An 18841-nucleotide genomic window follows, 5' to 3' on the forward strand; every position below is an offset into this window, starting at 1 on the left:
GATCAAACTCTCCGATAAAAGATTGTTTGAAACTTGCTCGCACAATGTGTTCATTTCGTTCAGTTTTCAAAGAACATTTACCACTGTTTTGTCAGCGACCTTTATAATATATCACGTTGTCTTTTGTAAGTCAATAACTTTTTTTGAAATATTTATTAGTTTTTCTAAAAGTTGCTATCGTTCGTGACAACGAATATAAATGTATCATGCTTAACTAAAAAGGTCAACAGATTATATAATGTTTATTTTTTCTGAAAACAAATTCAACTGAACGAATTAACAATCTACACAACTAGCTTTCTAGTGAGCACACTATCTTAGTATATAAAACTGTTATCATCTAATAGCTAAGAAATTCTAAATCTTATCCTTTCTTATTCATATAAAATAAAATGAGGGTCTCATAAAGTGAGACCCTCATTCCGATAACTCTATACAAGGAATATAAAATATAGAACAAAGAGTGCAAACAGCAAATACATAATCGGATGTATTTCTTTCGTACGCTTCGCTGTAATCATTGTAATTGGATAAAAGATAAAACCAATTGCAATTCCGGTTGCAATACTATAAGTGAGAGGCATTGCAATTATCGTTAAGAAAGCTGGAACAGCAATTTCAAATCGATTCCAGTCAATTTTACCTAACGATGATACCATTAGAATCCCTACAATAATTAAAGCAGGAGCTGTAACAGGAGCTGTAATTACCCCTAATAATGGTGAAAAGAACAAAGCTAATAGGAAGAAACACGCTGTAATGACCGATGAAAAACCTGTTCGTCCACCCGCAGCAACACCTGCACTTGATTCGATGTAAGATGTTGTTGTTGAAGTCCCAAGAACTGCACCTACAACTGTTGCGGCAGAATCAGAAAATAATGCCTTTCCTGCACGCGGCAGCTTATTGTCTTTCATTAACCCTGCTTGATTAGCAACACCTACGAGCGTACCCGCTGTATCGAAGAAATCTACAAACAAGAAAGTCAAAATTACAACAAGCATTTGAACGCTAAAAATATCACCAAGATGATTAAAAGCAACACCAAATGTAGGAGCAAGACTCGGAACAGCTCCGATAACTTGACTCGGTACTTCAATTAATCCAGCAATCATTCCTACTATTGCTGTTAGGAACATCCCAAAGAATATTCCCCCATTAATACGTAATGCCATCATAATGACTGTTACAATAATACCAAAAATAGCTAAGAGAGTATTTCCGTTCGTTAAATCTCCTAAACCAACTAATGTTGCATCGTTGTTAACAATAATACCCGCATTTTGAAAACCGATAAATGCAATAAATAAACCGATACCTGCTGCAACAGCATTCTTCAATTCGCTCGGAATTGCATTAATAACCTTTTCGCGAACACCAGACAATGTCAAGAAAATGAAAATCACACCAGAAACAAGTACCCCTGCTAGTGCTGATTCCCATGAAATACCCATTCCTAAAACAACAGAAAATGCAAAAAACGCATTTAATCCCATGCCTGGGGCAAGAGCGATTGGATATTTCGCAAGTAGCCCCATAATTAGAGAACCTACTGCTGCTGCAATTGCCGTTGCTGTAAAGACCGCTCCCTGATCCATCCCCACTCCCTCTGGTAAATCAGGTATTGTACTCAATGATAAAATTTGCGGATTAACGAATAAAATATATGCCATCGATAGAAATGTCGTTAACCCAGCAACGAATTCACGTCTATAACTCGTTCCTAACTTTTCAAACTCAAAATAACGTTTCACGTTCTTTCCTCCCAAGTTGACTATGAGTTTAATTAACTCACTTCATTTATTCCTTCTAAAACAGGAAAAAGCCCCTAGGAAAAAAATTCTAGGAGCTCAGAGGTTGTATAGGCGAAAATGTAATAGAATCCTAATAAGTGAATACTAGATTCCGCCATTAAACCTCGTAGTCAAGCAATTTACGGCTGCTTGGTAGAGACTCCCGGACCATATTCCCCGGAATATACGAAGTAGTAGTTTATTTAATTCTATTACATTCTAGCAGGCATAAATATAACCGTCAAGATAAAATCCGAACATTTATTTAACGGAAATGTTTTTCATTCGCCTTTTACAATCTTTACATAATTAAAACCCACTTTAACATTTAAAATACTAAGAGATGTTAAGGTGGGTTCAATAAATAATTATCGTAACTATTCATATAGAAGTTTTTCTTTATCTAACACTAACCTTGAATGGTTGAATTATGTTATTCCCATTCAATTGTTGCTGGTGGCTTACTCGTAATATCATACACGATTCTATTAACATGATTAACTTCATTTACAATACGTGTTGATATCTTCTCTAATACATCCCATGGAATACGAGCCCAGTCTGATGTCATTCCATCAATTGACGTAACCGCACGAATTCCAACTGTATAGTCATATGTGCGTGCATCTCCCATAACACCAACACTACGCATATTCGGTAGCGCAGTGAAATATTGCCAAATATCACGATCAAGACCTGCATTTTTGATTTCTTCACGTAAGATGGCATCAGATTCACGAACAATCTCCAACTTCTCTTCAGTAATCTCACCTAATACACGGATACCAAGACCAGGACCTGGGAACGGCTGACGCCAAACAACTTCATCAGAAATACCAAGTTCTGTACCGAGCGCACGCACTTCATCTTTAAACAGCGTGTTCAATGGTTCAATTAATGTGAATGCCATATCTTCTGGTAGACCACCAACATTGTGATGTGACTTAATCGTTTGTGCTGTTTCAGTACCACTCTCGATAATGTCCGTGTAAAGTGTACCTTGAGCTAAGAAATCAATACCATCAAGCTTTGCCGCTTCATCATCGAATACATAGATAAACTCATTTCCGATAATTTTACGTTTTTGCTCTGGATCAGATACACCTGCTAGTTTCTCCATGAAACGTTCTTTTGCATCGACTTTAATAACATTCATATTGAAGCCTTCTTTGAATGTTTTCATTACACTATCTGCTTCACCTTTGCGTAGCAGACCGTGGTCAACAAATATACATGTCAACTGATCTCCAATAGCTTTATGAATAAGAACTGCAACAACAGAAGAATCAACCCCACCACTAAGAGCGCACAAAACCTTCTTATCTCCTACTTGCTTACGAATCTTATCCATCTCAATTTCAATGAAACTTTCCATTGACCAGTCACCTTTGCAATCACATACTTCAAATACGAAGTTTTTCAATAAGTCATTTCCGTATTCAGAGTGACGAACTTCAGGATGGAATTGAACACCATATAGACCACGTTCTTCATCACTAATTGCAGCAACAGGACAAGACGTGTTTGTTCCATCAACTTCAAATCCTTTTGGAGCTTCTACAACTAGATCACTATGACTCATCCATACGACTTGCTCGTTCGGAAGACCTTTGAATAGTTTTGAATTATTCTTCACTTCCAATGTTGCCTTCCCGTATTCCCTCTTATGCCCTCTCTCTACTTTACCGTCAAAATGATGCGTCATTAATTGCATACCGTAACAAATCCCAAAAACAGGAATTCCCAGTTCGAAGATTTCCTCATCACAACGGAATGATCCTTCTCCATATACACTATTAGGGCCACCAGATAAGATGATTCCTTTAGGATTAATCTCTTTCACTTCGGCTGCTGTCATTTTATGTGAATGAAGTTCACTATACACACCAAACTCACGAATACGTCTTGTAATTAATTGATTGTATTGACTTCCAAAATCTAATACGAGAATCATTTCATCGACTTCTTTACGAATATCCAAAACTGCCACCTCAACTTTAATTATTTTAATTTCTTAAAGAGGATGTTCAAAAAATCCAGGAAAAATGACTGTCGAATAACTTCGTTGGCTTACTTTTCCGCCCCTCATGTACCCTACAAACGTACACTCAGGGGCTCAAACCTTTGCCTCCTTGTTCTTCTCCGTCCTTTTTGTCTTCCTTTTTGAACACTCTCTTAAACTGAAAAAGCTAGAATCCTCCCCATATAAAAATACAAAGGCAGAATTCTAGCTCATACGCTAAATCTGCCTTCATAGTCAGGACATTCACGGCATCCCGGTAGAGACTCTCGAACCATATTATCGAGGATATACGAAGGTCAAAAGGCTTCATTTTTGTATACATCTTATCAATCGCTTATACAGTGGTCAAGATGATATCTCTTTGATTGAATTTTCCCATAATTCATAAACCTTACTTAACACAGAGATTTCAAACTGCGCACCGTATGTGAACTGCTCATAGTATTTCGTTAGCTCACTCATATTAGACGATTGTAATCGGCGATCGATATCACGACTGTAATCTCTTAACGTTTGCCCTTGTCTACGGTTCATTCCATAACGTTCTAACTGCTTGAGTAACTCAAGGTAAGCATCAGTGAATTGCTCCACCTCTGTAAACTGACGATATTTCTTCAAAAGTAAAATTTTCATCCATTTTCTTCGTGTCAGAAAGACTACTAGCCCTACTAACAATAAGAACACTAACACTAGCAACAAGAACTTTAAAGGTACTGTTACACCCAACGTTTGCTTGTCTTGCTCTTCAGTTTGTTCTTGCTGCTCTATCTCCTCTTCTTGCTGAGGGATTTCTGTCTCCTCATCAGTTAGCTGCTGCTCTTCCGCGAAAGCATAAGGATTATCAAAACCTTTTGTTGGTTCAAAAGGAACCCATCCATTATTAGGGAAATAGACTTCTACCCATGAATGAGCATTTGCATTTGTTATTTTATAAATTCGTTCTTCAGAATTAATATTCTCTATAAAATCACCTTGTGTATAACCCTTCACCCATCTCGTTGGAATGCCTACCGCTCTTAACAGCACTGCCATTGAGGATGAATAGTTATCACAATATCCTCGTTTTGTATCAAATAAAAATTGATCGACATAATCTTGCGTTTCGTCCGGTATCGCTACATCCTTCGTTTCATAGACAAATCCGTTTCTAGAGAAATATTGTTCAACAGCTTTGACTTTATCATAAGTAGTTTGTTCATTCTTCGTAATATCTAGTGCTAAATCATAAACACGTTGCGGAAGATTATCTGGTAGCTGTATATAACTATCAGACGGATGGCTTCCCTCCGCATTTTCCAACTCTTCGATCTTATACTCAGGATAATCGTAGAATAATTCATATTCACCTAATGAATACGGTTTTCCACCCTTTTGAGTAAATACCTTTTCTGTAAGTGGGTTTACGAAATAATCAACTTCACGATCTGCTTCAACACTCCTTAGTTCAGGTGCATAAACGATGTGTGGATAACTAATTGAAGGATCTATTTTAATCTTCGCCGAATATTCTTTAACAAATACTGCCGAGTTAACTTGTCCAACACCTACAATTTGTGAATCGACTTGTTGAAGATCGACCTCTTCTGACACTGTCCAACCCTTACCTGTATACGAATCCTTGGACTCAACTCGCCAATAATGCTGTTCTCCAACTTGAGCTGTGAACACTGTTGAATTATCCATTATAAAAGGTCCGCCGAGCTGTTCATCGTTTGTACCGTAACCAATTTTCTTTATCGCTTCGGGACCGTTACCGAACCCTTCACTAGTTGCCTTTTGAATAAATGGCACTGGATCTGGCCACTGTGGTGCTACCTTAGGCATGAATAATGCGAACCCAATTGCTGAACTACCTATGATAATGAGAGGAATTATCCAAAAGATAGGAATTTTAACTTGCTCTTCTTCTTTTATCCTAAGCATATACAAAATTCCCATAACGAGCAGACCAATAATAAGCGTACGAACAATAGCAACGTCACCATCATAACTTGTAAATGTATCCAGAACACCTAAATAGAGTACAGTTAACAAGAAAAAAAGGAATATTTTTTTCGCCTGAATTAACCAATAATAGGTTAAGTAACTCATTAACCAAAGTAGCACAAGAAACAGAAACGTTCGGAATACATTCGTTATTCCCCACCATTGCATATTTAACAATAGATCAAAATTCTGCTGTAAATCCGCAAACAACCCGTTCAGCCAATTGAACTCCCAAAATCCACCTTTGTAAAACAACACATTCAAAATAAATAACAGCGTTAACAAACGGAGAACTCCGCCAATCAATACGTGTACTTGTAAAAAATACAAACCGAAAGATACGATCGCAAAGATTAGAAACCATTCAGCATCTGCAGTATCTGTCACTATTTCCAACGGTCTAAGCCACTCCCAAAACAATAAAAAACCTAGAACATAAAGAGGAGTTTGTTGAATATATTGTATTATTCGTTGCATATCTGATATCACCTCACTTTTCCCGTACACTAATCGGTTCTCCCATTCACACTTCTTAATCAGAAAGAAATTTACGAATTGGTTTTCAAAGATTCATCTACAAAAATACTTTCTTCTCCTTCTTCCAGTACACCAAAACACCGCTTTTTCGTAATGACTGAACAAACATTTCTTGAGATGGATCAAGTGAGGATATCACGACAAGAAAGCGTACTCTTCTCTTTAATAACTCTTGTAGCTGAGGAACGTTTGCTACACTAGCCTTTTGGATAACGAATACATGAACAAGCTTGGCATTACGAGCCACTTGTTCTACTTCTTCGACAATGACTTGCGAATAAGGAATTCGTGAATCTGATTGCACAGCAGCTAAATGTGAATATATTTTTTGAAAATGATGCTCACCTCTAGCTACTGAGAAAACCTTTCTCGATTCCCCTACTGAAGTCAGACCTACCTCCATAAGTTGACGTAAAGTAGCTTGTACAAATGAGGCTGCGTACGTAATACTTTCTTCAAAATCATCATGAACTTCTGAAGGTGTTCTATCTAGATACAACATATAACTTAAGTTTTCTTCCTTATCGAACTCTCTCGTTAATAACTCATTTGTCCTTGCTGATGCCTTCCAATCTATCCACGAAAAACGATCACCCGCCTGATAGCTACGAATACTTGACGTTAAAGAGCTTTTTTCATTTGCATATAGCGATGAATTTGCCCGTTTCTCTCCAAAACCCTTTAATAATTCTGGTATCTTAATTGTTTGAATGTGAGGGTAGACGAGCACACGACTTTGTGTAAACACTCTCTTCTCCTTCTCAATAAGACCAAGGATCTCCCCTGTTCTAATTTGGAGATGAAGCAAACGATGGTCACCTCTAGGTAATTCATCAATCGTATATGAAAAGCGCAACGTTCGTGTTACCCATAACAGCTTCATTTTCTTTGGTTGTGTATTATGACTTAACGAATGCGGGAGAACTTCTTTCACTAAGATGTAATATAGAGGGAAAGGAAATTTACGCTTCAACTCAATCTGGACCGTCATCTCATCGTTGACCATGTAATGTTTATCTTCAATTATCCGTGCTGCTTTAATATCTGATAATGGATAGAAGTATAGTCCAATCATATAAACAAGAAATGGTAATATCGTATAAAATAGAAACCAGCTAACAAATCCACCTTGGAACATAGCATAAGCATATGTAGCAGTGCCGATCCCAACAATAAAAGCAGCACCCTTCACGGTTTGCCATTTTGATAAAAATTCCTTCATTATAGAGTACGTCTCCTTACAATTGGAACCTCAACTTTCTGAAGTAGCTCATTGACTAACTTTACTGCCGTTACGTTAGTAAATTGAGCTTCTGGTGTAAGTAAGATACGATGACTAAGCACAAATGGTGCTAAATATTGCACATCATCTGGTAACACATACTCTCTTTGAACAATAAGCGCATATGCTTGAGCCGCTTGCATTAAGGCAATCGATCCCCGTGGACTTACTCCAAGTTCAACATCAGTGTGCTCACGAGTTGCTCGAACTAAGTTAACAATATAACGCTTTACTTCTTCGTTCACATGTACCTGCTTCGCCACCATTTGTAACTGTACTAACTCTTCAACGGTTAGAACTTCCGTCAATTCTTGAATCGGGTCTTTCTTTTCCATTCGACTTAACATGACATATTCATCTTCAGCTTCTGGATAACCCATGTTAATTTTTATTAGGAAACGATCAAGTTGTGCTTCTGGTAGTGGATATGTTCCTTCAAAATCGATTGGATTTTGCGTTGCCATCACGAAGAAAGGTCTTGGAAGTTGTCTTGTTACACTATCGACTGTAACACTTTGCTCTTCCATTGCCTCGAGTAACGCGGCTTGCGTCTTAGGTGAAGTACGATTAATTTCATCCGCTAAAACGATATGAGCCATTAACGGACCTGGTCGAAATTCAAAATCATTCTCTTTCGCATTGTAAATCGATGCACCCGTAATGTCCGAAGGTAATAAGTCTGGAGTAAATTGAATTCGTTTAAAGTCAGTTCCGAATGACTTAGCAATACTACGCACAAGCATCGTTTTACCTACCCCAGGTACATCCTCTAGCAGAACATGACCTCCCGCGAGTAATGCCATTATACTTAATAGTGCTGTTTCTTGCTTTCCAATAATCACTTTATTTATATTTTCAAGTATTGTTGCAACCTTATCATGGTACATTGCTTCAATATGTGGTGGTTTCAAAGAGATTCTCCCTACTTTCTCTCATAATTTCTATATTCATATACACTTATTTTATCCTTTATTATCTAGTAACAGACTCTAAGTTCTTCACATCATAAAATACTGTGAAATATTACCTATATCTCAGTAATAATAAGCACCTATCATCACTTAATCAGTTCAACTTATTATAACAAACATCTCAAAGTAAACCTTACAGAAGTATGCTATCCTCCAATAATCATTCGATAGACCTGAACCATAAGTATGAGTATCCTATCTCCTTCTATTAAACTCTCCTCCTAGTGACTAAAATTCTACTTAAAACCTATCATTCAACGATATACAAAACTCACACAAACTACATAAAACCTACACTTGAACTACAGATGCAGATTGTTTAATAAATGTTGTAAGAACAAGCAACACAAACTATTATACAAAGGAGTAGATGAACATGAATTTATTACCATTAACACTTGCAGGTGGCATTTTAGTAAGTGGAATTGCTGCAGGTACTACAACGACTGAACAAGAACAAACACTTGAAGAAAAGCTAGCACCTTATCAGCAAGTAGAAGACGGAGCAATTGGAACATCCCTTAAAGATCTTCCTCAAGAATTAGTTGATGAGTTGGAGGAAACTTATGGGAATGATGACACCGAATATAAGCTTTATGCTGCTTTAGGTGATGACAATGAGCTTAAGGAAGTTGAAGTTCGTGTAGATGAAAAAACGGGAATCCAATTTTTTAAGGACTCAGAAACAGGGGAATATACGAACCAATTAGGAACACTCAAAACTGACATTAACACAGGTGAAATTTTCGATGCTGAAACAGGGGATTTATTAACAACAGCCGCAGAAATTTCAGAACGTTTATGGACGAAAGTAGAAGGCGGCATGCAAATATCTAGAGATGATATCCCAGATCAACTATTTGATCTTATGAACGAAGAAAATCCTATGCCAGACAATGTAGAGTATGAAATCATAAAAGCTGACGGTGCTAACTTCATCGAGTTTGAAAAGAAATAAAAGATGTTGTCCCCTATAGAGTAGGTTCTTATTCTATAGGGGATTGTTCTGTGAATTTATACACATTTCTTCAAACAAGGCATAACCATTCCTCACGACACCCAAAATACATTCTTATTAAAGGTTTCATCGTATGCTGCATTTTCAAACATCAACAATAGAAAAAATACCTCATGTTCATCATCGAACAAGACGTATTTTTTAAGAAAACTGTTGAGATATAATAAAGCATTATTTTATTGCTGGGCGGCTCAATAGTGACGTTGTTTTCTTTATTTAAGTACTTTTACATACATCCATTATAGTGAGTATCCTTGAAGAAATAGTGAGCATTCTGTTCTTTCATAGAAGTTCACTTAGTTAATATTAAAACGATAACATTTATATTCTTCTTTTTTGACAAAGCCTAATTTTTCAGCTAATGCTATTGATGGGAGATTCTCTTTCATGCAATCCCACCATAAGAGTTTCCCCTCGTCTAATATATCCGATATACAGTTCATAGCTAAATGATAGCCAATACCTTGATTACGATATTTCTCATCTGTTTCTAATCCTATTGTTTTTGTATTAGAGGTTACAAAACCACTATAACAAATACCTATTATTTCTAATCCATCAACTGCATAATAACAGTTCCCTTTATTCAGTAATTTAGTGATATCACCCCAAAAATCAGTCAATACATCATTGTAATACGTCCAATTACTGAATTCTTGATAGTTTACCTTCTCATCTCCTAATGAATATATCTTGTACTTATTTTCAACAGATGATGAATTTATATGATTCTTTCTATTCAAAGAGTATATAACTTGACTCCAATTTCGTAAGTTCTTATGACAGAATAAATCCTCTGTAGTTTCTTCCCATTCACTTGTCGTGCCTGAAACTTCAAAATGATTAATACCTTTCTCTTTTAAGAACATCGTTATATCATTTTCAATAAATGAAGTGATTTTCTCCAAAAATAATTTATTTTCATGATCACCAATGAAATAAAAACCTCTCATTCCTTGATTCCAAACCAATGCTGTTTTCGGCTTACTAACATCATCAACAAATATAGCTCCTGAATTATTGTTTTCTATAATAGAAATCACTTCTGGATATTTTATACCCTGATTTAATAGCTTAGCAATCTCATGATAATCTTTAGATAACAGCTTTATCATTATAAGGCTCCTTTATATTCATAGTTGAAAACTATGTAAATGACACTCAAAATCCTTTTTATAACCACAGCTTTCCGCTAATATGCTATAACCATAATTTTCCTATATACTGTCCCAATAAGAAGCGAAATTATTATCTCTACATTACTATAAAAATTCAGTAATTATTATTTTTGCAAGATCTTTTTTCTTTACTCCTCTTTTGGACTTGTACCACTAAATTCAAAACGATTAACACTCGTTATTAAATACTTTTAAAAAATCAATTGTTGCCATTCTCTCTGCTCGATCATGGTCAAATAACATTGCATCTATATCAAAAAATATAAATTATTCTTCTTACTCTCACTAACAAAAGTATTTTCAAACTATACAGTTATCAGTTCTTTACTAATTAAGGTAAACCTGCTCTTATATCACAATAAATTTACTAATAAGAGTGCTACGATTGTGTAATTATCTATGAGTCATACAGAAAGACGCTTTTCAGTTTTGTGGTTGAAAAGCGTCAGTTTGTGTAATATAACTTTATAAAATATGTACTGGCTCCTTGTTTAACATCCTTCTATTAGTAATTCGTGAGATAACAATTTTTGTAATATTATCATTACTGAAATTACAAATGTAATAATTGCTCTTTGGGATAAAAACTCACACCTATGAATGTCCCACTTTATTTGAAGAGACAACCTTGTTATTATTTATTCAAATTAATTATTTTCATGTTTAATTTGCTCTATTCGTTTTTTCCCCCATTCATACATCATCTCAACAATTGGTAATAAAGTCATTCCAGATTCAGTCATTGAATATTCGACTTTCGGAGGAGTTTCTGGAAACACTTCTCGTTGAACAATGCCATCTTCTATTAGTTCACGTAATTGGTTTGTTAAAACCTTATGGGATATTTTAGGGAAAAGTCTTTGGAGTTCACTGAAGCGATGTGCTCCTTCTACACCTAAATGCCACAAGATAACAACTTTCCACTTTCCACTAACAATGGATAAAGTAAGTTCTTTTTCACAATGATAATCATGATTTAATAATCTCTCTTTAATTTCTTTTCTTAAAGTATCTGACATAAGAGTTAACTCCTTTTCTTTAGTAACCGTTAGGTAACCTCCGCACTAAAAAGTGCATTCTTTACAATATCGAAAACCACCTTCATAATAAAAAATGGTTTTATATCAAATTTTTACCTTTTATGGGAGGAAAATATTTATGAATAAAAAAGCTTTACTAATTATACCACCAGAACGCTTTAATGAAGATGAATTATTTCAACCTAAAGAAGTACTAGAGACTGCAGGAGTTGAAATAACTATTGCAAGTACAAAAAAAGGGGAAATTATTGGTGACTACCAAGGTAAGATTAACTCTGAAGTGATCTTCTCTGAAGTTACAGCCACTGATTATGATGCTCTTGCGGTAATCGGGGGTTCTGGTACAAATGATCATTTGTGGGGAAATAAAGAATTGTTAAGCTACTTAAACCAAGCTCATGAAAAAAATATTCTTGTAACAGGAATTTGCGCTGGAGCAGTAACGGTAGCTAAAACCGGTTTACTTACAGATCGGAAAGCAACATGCTACCCAATTGACGTACAAAAGAATGAATTAGAAGTTCACAACGTAGATTATGTTGAACAACATGTCGTAGCACATGATGATATTATTACAGGTGATGGACCAGATGGTGCGAAAGAATTTGGAAAGAGTTTAGTTGAGGCATTAAAATAGCTCATAAACTATGCAAAACTTGTTGAGTAGAAAACTTATAGTAAGTTTTCTGTAATTAGACTATTATTATTTTTTTGTTTAACTGAACTATATACGGGGTATCACTAACAAATTAAATACTTACACGTTAAGCTTAAAACCATTGGCTAATAGGTTCTTTTCCTAAAAAGGTCATTTTAGTTATGATTTCAACATAAGCTTTACGTCAAATTGTTTGTGATATCCCTAAAAATAAGTTGAATGATTCATAACTTCATAATGCTCGTTTAACTAAAAAGCTTACACATCAAAAAATCATTTCATAGTTAATTAGACAAACTAATGATTAGCTTAAAATTAGACTTCATCGCATCGTGAGTCCAATAGAATCGGAATATTAGATAGCGTTCTTTTTAAAGCAAAAGAGATTATTTATCCTTCGGAAAATTCACTATATTAGGGAGTGTCATTATGAACATTGCATTAATTGCTCATGATAAAAAGAAAGAAGAATTAATTAGTTTTGTAACAGAGTATACCCATATTTTTAAAGACCATCAACTATTCGCTACTGGAACAACAGGTCTGAAAATCATGAAGGCTACTGATCTATCTGTCCATAGAGTCCAGTCCGGCCCACTCGGAGGGGATCAAGAAATTGGAGCGATGGTAGCAAAAAACGAAATGGACTTTGTTCTTTTTTTTAGAGATCCATTAACTGCACAGCCACATGAACCTGATGTGTCAGCACTACTTCGATTATGTGATGTCTATTCTGTCCCCCTCGCTACTAACGTAGGCACTGTAAAATTAATAATTCAATCCCTTGAAAGAGAAATGTTAACTTTGAGAAACGCAATATAAAAATTGGCACAAAATACACATGGAAACAAAGTCCATATTACACATAAAAACGCTAGAGGGGGGGCAGTTCACAACCCCAGTTTTTTGTGTTTTTGAATAAAAGCTTCATTCAATTCTATTACAAATCCTTATGTAATATTTGTTACTCTGTTAATTAATTTTATAAGCACATTTCCTTAAATCGCTTTTGTAGCCTTCTAAATCATCATTATGAGTAATGTCAAACTTTTTATCTTTCTAAAATATCCTCATACTTGTATCAATATCATTACACCAATTTTCACCAAATATGGATTCTATTTTTGCATTTACCTTTGTAGTAGCATGCAGTAAATAAATTTGGACAAACCCCATTTCAAAAAATAACAACAAAAGCATTTCAAGATATTATAGACAAACTTTTAAAATCAATTTAGCACAAGTTATGTTTCTCATTTATACATACACACACTTCATTACTGATTGAAGCTAATGTACACTTTAAAGAGATACAAGAACGCTTAGGACATTCTGATATTAATACAACAATGGATGGATATATACGCACACATGACAAAGAACCTCAAAAAAGAGGCTTCCCACAAGCTCAGCAACTTAATGGAAAACCTCTCTAAAAACCTCACCGACTAATATCGGTCACTTTTTCGGACACTTTACAAGGTGCTTATACCTATATTACATCATACCGCCCCTATGGTGAGAGTGTGTTATATCTTTAACTAGGTGTGCGTAGAGTCTAATATATCAAGGGGTGTTAAAATTTCACTGTAACATCTTTAACTGGATTTTACTGTTTTTTACTGGATTCTGTTAGCAAAATGTTAGCAATTTGCTTTTAGAGCAATAAAGATTAAAATTTGAAAAGGATTTTCTCGAAGAAGCTTTTCACCTTGGAATTATGCATTTTTATGTTAAGATAAGACACCAAATCAATCGGTTTCTTATCTCAAAATTGAAATCTTTATTCTTGTTTCCATCAGCTACTATGCTTGTTTCTTCTCTTTCAATTGCTTAATCCACTGCATAAAATCAACTTTATCCACTCTTTTTGAATTACCAATTTCATAGTTAGGAATTCCGCCTTGCTCAATATGCACTTTTAATAACTCATAAACTGTTTTTCTAGATATTCCAAGAAATTCGGAAATCTGTTGTGCTGTCAAAGTATCAGGTAGTGATTCCCAAGTTGTGTGTGTTTGATTCCTTCATAAAAATTACATCCTGTTAGGTCAAAAGAAACCCCCCACAGATGCGGAAAGAAAGGCAGACTGATGGATATTTATATTGTCAAGGAACTCTTGGGACACAAATCTGTTGGTTCCACAGCAGTTTATTTAAATTTATTTGACGAGCAGTACCAAAAAGCGATAGATAATTGCTTTAAACTTTACGTCCTTAAGGCTCCAATTAATGTTTCCCATTAAATGAAAAGAATACTAGGTATGCAGTGATTTACGATAAGAGATTAGATTCTAAAACTAGCATATATTATATGATGCAAAATTCATTTCCTACGAGTGAAGAAGCCGATAGGTTTCTTGATGAACTAGGAAGTGATAAAAGTGAATTAAGTATCTCTATCATATGAGGTTTATTAAAAACGATATTACAAGAGGCATAAGGAATATCGAGGGGGATGACTATCAATCTCGTTATATGCCAACGGATATAGAAATAAAAAAGTTCTTTACCGCCATCGCACAATATTCCAACACGCCACAACTAGATAAACTCACATTCGCGTTTATGCTTTATCTTGGGTTTCGTTCATGTGAACTGGCGAAGTTACACGGTCATAGAGAATTTCATCAGGTATCAAAATGAACCAAAATACGAACAAACTCTCCTCTCTTGTATACTTCTTCCAACAAATACTTTCTCCCTTTTCTAGTTCGGTTTGCACTGCTCACAATAATATGAAAATCCGTGTATTCTTTAGCATAATTAACAATTAAATTCGAGATAGAATGCTTAAGAATGTTAGGTCCTTGTTTTGGCTGTAACTTCTTGTAATATGTATTTATAAATTCAGCGTGGTTATCTTGGTCCATAACAAAAGAGTTGTTTAACTTTTTCTATAAAGCTTTTGCAAATGTAGTTTTTCCGCTGTGGGTTTTACCTACAGTATTAATTACTAATCTGGGCTACCTTTATTAGAAAACCCTTTCTTAAAAGTATATTATCCATTAATTTCTAAATCTCTACAACATCATTATTCCAAAATATGGTCCTAAAATGAATAATGGCACATATCTATATTTCAGATATGCGCCATATTGTTGAATAATATTGTCATGTAGCCTTATTCTATTCGACTCATTAATCAATGAGTTCTATAAAAAAAATAATTTCTCTGAAAATTTACAATATTCTAGAAGGTTTTTCAATATTTATGAAGAATGTATATTTTAGGTAATTTTAACAGGAGGTGTTAGAGGATATGAAAATTAAAAAAGTTTTAGTTTGTGCAGCATTAACTTTAACTTTAATTGGATCTGGTTTATCTGTTGCAAGTGCTGACCATAATCCACCACTTTGTGCTAGTAAGAATGGACCTTGTATACAGCCTTAGTTATACATAGGACCAGAGCATGCCAAATATAGGCATGCTCTTATTCATCTTACTTTCTAATTAGTTTCTTTAGAATAACCTCTACAAAGTATTAATTTATTTCAGATTACAAAAATAATGACGGAAATCTACATCCATTTCAAATACGTGTTTCTCCCAAAAATTCCAAACACTTTTATTTTCATGTTCAACAGAAAGTTCAATGCCTTTGGCATTTGTTAATAATGAAAATTCTCTTACTTTTAAAAAAAGTTGTTTTTCTCCTTGTTTATTCATAAAAAAATATGACAGAATAGACAAAGTCTATACTACCATATCATTTTTGCTATTATTAGCTACGGCTATATTTTGCGAATGATAAATATAATTAGTTTGATGTACTTTAAGCATTGAATCCCATAGAATCAAATTAAGCAACTAGACTCCCACTTTTACTTAACACCAATTATTTCAAAAGCATTGAGTTCTTACAATAACTTTTTTATCATCGCGCCAGATTGTTGAGGAAGGATTTAGTTATAGTTTGTAGAAATACTAATACACAATTGAGATTAAAACAAATGAAAAGTAGGTTTAATGATGATAAAGGAAATGGATATTCGATGTCATTTATACGGTGAAAGATTTTCTCCTACGAAAGTTGAACAACTAACTGGAAAAACCTTGGGTGCTTAAATCTTTCTATCTCTCCAATTTCTGAGATGATTGTTGCAGCAATTTTTAATGGACGTCCCTGTGATCTTAATTATAGTTTTGGCACTGAATTTGCAAAAGTAGGGGTATATTTAAAGTACACACATTTCATAAAAAAATCTAAAAATGTGTGTACATAGATGCATTTATTGATTTACGCATCCTCCAAAAGTAAGTTGGACAAAATATGTGCTAACTCTTTTATCAACAACTTCTAAAACTCCGTAATATCCGCCCTCATAATATTTTATTTCTTTATCAAAATCGAATGGATAACTATATGATCTTGTAAGCTCTACATAATATCCCGATCCTGAACATGTTTCTGCTGCTTGTGCTTCTTGTACATTTAAAATGGGAGAAAATAATAAACTTAGTACAAGACTGATAGATAATAATTTCTTCATTGTTGACCACCTTTTATAATAAATGTAATTTTGTTACAAAGAAAATAGTAATATGTTCAAATAAAAAAGTCAACATATTTTTTGGATATTTTAGGTATTAATGTATGTTGATGTTAAATAAATTAAATATGGACCATTTAATTCAATTTATTGTAAATTATGAAATGCATGCTGTATGGTATTCAATATCCTCTTAATAATTGGTTCAGCAATAACTGTAGCATCTGGTATTCATATAAATAAGTGTATTAAAATAGTAATAGATGCAGATGAAAAAAGAACAATACAAGAAGAAGATGAATATGTCGAAGACATAATCAAAAAAGTTAAAGAATATAAACATCATTAAATATGTTTAGAATAAGATTACAGTTCTTTAATCGGTCGTTTTTAGGACGTTTCATTTTTCATAAAATAAACGGTATGTGAATTTTAATTTTATTTTGCGTGAATAACAAATGAAAGAATCATTCCCATTGAGTAATTATTTACTAATAGGTATGATTCTTTCATTGCTTTACAACAATATGGCCCAATTGTGGAACACCTACCTCCAATAAATAAAATATCTTCACGTAATAGATTAGCGACTCCCTTAACTCTCAATTCAAAAGGATCATCTACATGTTCCCCTTTTTATATAAGATCTTCTCACGTTGTTTCTTAAACTAATGTTATGAATTTTTAAACTTATATTTGGTAATAATGGACTTTTAGCAACTAAATAATTTTGGAAAGCGATGATGCCAATGAAAGGACATTTTTACAAAAGAGGCTGTAAGTGCAAAAAGAAAAAATGTACTTGTAGGTCAAAATGGGCTTTCACTATTGATATTGGAGTTGATCCAATCACTGGAAAGAGAAAGCAAAAGGTAAAAAGCGGCTTTAATACAAAACAGGAAGCTGAAGAGGCTGCGACAACTCTAATTCATCAAATAAACCAAGGAACATTTTTAGAAGAAACAGATAAAACCTTCAGCGACTTTGCAATTGAGTGGCTTCCCCTCTACAGTGAATCAAATGATGTAAAGCCTAGAACAATCCGAGTACGTCTCCATGAAATAGGAAGATTGTTACCCTATTTTGCTCAATTAAAATTGAAAGACATTACAAGAAAAATGTATCAAGATGCTCTCAATGATTTAAAAGATGAAGGCTTATCTGATAGCACCAGAGATGGCATACATCGGACGGGAAGAATGATTTTCCGTAAAGCTTTGGAATTAGAGCTTATAAAAAAGGAGCCTACTGAATTTGCTTATGTGAAAAAGGATAAGAAAACAATTGAACAGTTGGAAGAAGAGGAAGTTCCCAAGTATCTAGAAAAAGAGGAACTTGCGTTGCTTTTAGAAACAGCCAAAAATAAAGGACTTGAACATGATTATTTGATGTTTTTGGTACTAGCCTATACTAGAATCAGAGTAGGCGAGTTAGTTGCTCTTAAGTGGAAGGATATAGACTTCAAAAACTATACAATTAGTATTACCAAGACGTATTATAATCCAAATAATAATGCCGTTGAGTATCAATTACTTCCACTGAAAACTCGAAAATCGCGGAGGAAAATTGTTGTGGATGAAGATGTCATCGAAGCTTTGAAAAAACACAAAATGGTTCAAAACAAAGTTATTGAGAAACTAGGCAACAATTTCTTCAACAAGGACTTTATCTTTTCTAAGATGGAGCGACAATTCGGTTATCCCATCGTGATTAAAAATGTACGAGACCGAATGAAAAGACTGCTTAGAATAGCAGGTCTAAATGAAGATTTAACTCCGCACAGTTTAAGACACACTCATACATCCCTTCTTGCGGAAGCTCGTGTCTCACTCGAACAAATCATGGATCGTCTCGGTCATAC

At 34.4% G+C, this 18841-nt stretch carries 15 protein-coding genes, 2 pseudogenes and 2 riboswitches; of the genes and pseudogenes, 6 read left to right on the plus strand and 11 right to left on the minus strand.

Annotated elements, in window-relative coordinates; all coding sequences use genetic code 11:
- Window positions 1-431: 431 nt before the first annotated feature.
- From BFG57_RS13365 to BFG57_RS13385, 5 genes are all read right to left on the minus strand, one after another.
- Entirely contained in the window at window positions 432-1754 is a 1323-nt protein-coding gene (locus BFG57_RS13365) for an NCS2 family permease (RefSeq protein ID WP_069718000.1), read from the minus strand.
- 147 nt (window positions 1755-1901) lie between these two features.
- Window positions 1902-2003: riboswitch (purine riboswitch) on the minus strand.
- A 223-nt stretch (window positions 2004-2226) separates the two neighbouring features.
- The gene (gene guaA, locus BFG57_RS13370; RefSeq protein WP_175428358.1) at window positions 2227-3768 is read right to left on the minus strand and encodes a glutamine-hydrolyzing GMP synthase; all 1542 of its coding nucleotides are present in this window, start codon (window positions 3766-3768) and stop codon (window positions 2227-2229) included.
- Between the two features lie 259 nt (window positions 3769-4027).
- Window positions 4028-4129, minus strand: a riboswitch (purine riboswitch).
- 32 nt (window positions 4130-4161) lie between these two features.
- Complete coding sequence (locus tag BFG57_RS13375; RefSeq protein ID WP_069718013.1) at window positions 4162-6279, minus strand: transglutaminase TgpA family protein; 2118 nt, start codon at window positions 6277-6279, stop codon at window positions 4162-4164.
- Between the two features lie 97 nt (window positions 6280-6376).
- Window positions 6377-7561 (minus strand): DUF58 domain-containing protein, encoded by a 1185-nt coding sequence (locus BFG57_RS13380; protein WP_069718001.1) that lies wholly within the window; start codon window positions 7559-7561, stop codon window positions 6377-6379.
- The gene (locus BFG57_RS13385; protein WP_069718014.1) at window positions 7561-8508 is read right to left on the minus strand and encodes an AAA family ATPase; all 948 of its coding nucleotides are present in this window, start codon (window positions 8506-8508) and stop codon (window positions 7561-7563) included. Before BFG57_RS13385 ends, BFG57_RS13380 begins: the two co-directional genes overlap by 1 nt.
- A 460-nt stretch (window positions 8509-8968) precedes the next feature.
- Between BFG57_RS13385 and BFG57_RS13390 the strand changes: the two genes are divergently transcribed.
- Window positions 8969-9550 carry a hypothetical protein gene (locus BFG57_RS13390; protein WP_069718002.1) on the plus strand — a complete coding sequence of 194 codons (582 nt, stop codon included), beginning with the start codon at window positions 8969-8971 and terminating at the stop codon, window positions 9548-9550.
- Window positions 9551-9906: 356 nt separating this feature from the next.
- Here BFG57_RS13390 and BFG57_RS13395 read toward each other — a convergent pair whose 3' ends face one another.
- On the minus strand, window positions 9907-10725 hold the full coding sequence (locus BFG57_RS13395) for a GNAT family N-acetyltransferase (protein WP_069718003.1): 819 nt from the start codon (window positions 10723-10725) through the stop codon (window positions 9907-9909).
- A 710-nt stretch (window positions 10726-11435) separates the two neighbouring features.
- The gene (locus BFG57_RS13400) at window positions 11436-11807 is read right to left on the minus strand and encodes a winged helix-turn-helix transcriptional regulator (RefSeq protein WP_069718004.1); all 372 of its coding nucleotides are present in this window, start codon (window positions 11805-11807) and stop codon (window positions 11436-11438) included.
- Window positions 11808-11946: 139 nt separating this feature from the next.
- Here BFG57_RS13400 and BFG57_RS13405 point away from each other — a divergent pair, with 139 nt between their 5' ends.
- The 3 genes and pseudogenes from BFG57_RS13405 to BFG57_RS19330 all read left to right on the plus strand — a co-directional run.
- Window positions 11947-12465: a DJ-1/PfpI family protein gene (locus tag BFG57_RS13405; protein WP_069718005.1), complete on the plus strand. Its 519-nt coding sequence runs from the start codon at window positions 11947-11949 to the stop codon at window positions 12463-12465.
- 450 nt (window positions 12466-12915) lie between these two features.
- Entirely contained in the window at window positions 12916-13308 is a 393-nt protein-coding gene (gene mgsA / locus BFG57_RS13410) for a methylglyoxal synthase (protein ID WP_069718006.1), read from the plus strand.
- A gap of 431 nt (window positions 13309-13739) precedes the next feature.
- Window positions 13740-13938 (plus strand): annotated as a pseudogene (locus BFG57_RS19330) (site-specific integrase); the annotation flags it as partial.
- A gap of 353 nt (window positions 13939-14291) precedes the next feature.
- Here BFG57_RS19330 and BFG57_RS13415 read toward each other — a convergent pair.
- Window positions 14292-14471 (minus strand): helix-turn-helix domain-containing protein, encoded by a 180-nt coding sequence (locus tag BFG57_RS13415; RefSeq protein ID WP_069718007.1) that lies wholly within the window; start codon window positions 14469-14471, stop codon window positions 14292-14294.
- Between the two features lie 623 nt (window positions 14472-15094).
- Window positions 15095-15440 (minus strand): annotated as a pseudogene (locus BFG57_RS19335) (ATP-binding protein); the annotation flags it as partial.
- Window positions 15441-15748: 308 nt separating this feature from the next.
- Here BFG57_RS19335 and BFG57_RS19470 point away from each other — a divergent pair.
- Complete coding sequence (locus BFG57_RS19470; protein WP_281186695.1) at window positions 15749-15880, plus strand: hypothetical protein; 132 nt, start codon at window positions 15749-15751, stop codon at window positions 15878-15880.
- A 96-nt stretch (window positions 15881-15976) separates the two neighbouring features.
- Here the strand turns inward: BFG57_RS19470 and BFG57_RS13425 are convergent, their stop codons facing one another.
- Both BFG57_RS13425 and BFG57_RS13430 read right to left on the minus strand, forming a co-directional pair.
- Window positions 15977-16156 carry a hypothetical protein gene (locus BFG57_RS13425; RefSeq protein WP_139125150.1) on the minus strand — a complete coding sequence of 60 codons (180 nt, stop codon included), beginning with the start codon at window positions 16154-16156 and terminating at the stop codon, window positions 15977-15979.
- A gap of 563 nt (window positions 16157-16719) precedes the next feature.
- Window positions 16720-16980 carry a hypothetical protein gene (locus tag BFG57_RS13430; protein WP_069718010.1) on the minus strand — a complete coding sequence of 87 codons (261 nt, stop codon included), beginning with the start codon at window positions 16978-16980 and terminating at the stop codon, window positions 16720-16722.
- Window positions 16981-17723: 743 nt separating this feature from the next.
- Between BFG57_RS13430 and BFG57_RS13435 the strand changes: the two genes are divergently transcribed.
- The coding region (locus BFG57_RS13435) for a site-specific integrase (RefSeq protein WP_069718011.1) at window positions 17724-18841 on the plus strand (1118 nt) is incomplete at its 3' end.

Origin of the sequence: Bacillus solimangrovi (genome assembly GCF_001742425.1) — a bacterium.
Lineage (GTDB): Bacteria > Bacillota > Bacilli > Bacillales > Bacillaceae_N > Bacillus_AV > Bacillus_AV solimangrovi.

Excerpts from the sequence above, each read along its gene's own strand:
- BFG57_RS13375 (WP_069718013.1), bottom strand. The coding sequence starts at position 6,279 with ATGCAACGAATAATACAATATATTCAACAAACTCCTCTTTATGTTCTA.
- BFG57_RS13380 (WP_069718001.1), bottom strand. The coding sequence starts at position 7,561 with ATGAAGGAATTTTTATCAAAATGGCAAACCGTGAAGGGTGCTGCTTTT.
- BFG57_RS13385 (WP_069718014.1), bottom strand. The coding sequence starts at position 8,508 with ATGTACCATGATAAGGTTGCAACAATACTTGAAAATATAAATAAAGTG.
- BFG57_RS13390 (WP_069718002.1), top strand. The coding sequence starts at position 8,969 with ATGAATTTATTACCATTAACACTTGCAGGTGGCATTTTAGTAAGTGGA.
- BFG57_RS13395 (WP_069718003.1), bottom strand. The coding sequence starts at position 10,725 with ATGATAAAGCTGTTATCTAAAGATTATCATGAGATTGCTAAGCTATTA.
- BFG57_RS13400 (WP_069718004.1), bottom strand. The coding sequence starts at position 11,807 with ATGTCAGATACTTTAAGAAAAGAAATTAAAGAGAGATTATTAAATCAT.
- BFG57_RS13405 (WP_069718005.1), top strand. The coding sequence starts at position 11,947 with ATGAATAAAAAAGCTTTACTAATTATACCACCAGAACGCTTTAATGAA.
- mgsA (WP_069718006.1), top strand. The coding sequence starts at position 12,916 with ATGAACATTGCATTAATTGCTCATGATAAAAAGAAAGAAGAATTAATT.
- BFG57_RS19470 (WP_281186695.1), top strand. The coding sequence starts at position 15,749 with ATGAAAATTAAAAAAGTTTTAGTTTGTGCAGCATTAACTTTAACTTTA.
- BFG57_RS13425 (WP_139125150.1), bottom strand. The coding sequence starts at position 16,156 with ATGAATAAACAAGGAGAAAAACAACTTTTTTTAAAAGTAAGAGAATTT.
- BFG57_RS13430 (WP_069718010.1), bottom strand. The coding sequence starts at position 16,980 with ATGAAGAAATTATTATCTATCAGTCTTGTACTAAGTTTATTATTTTCT.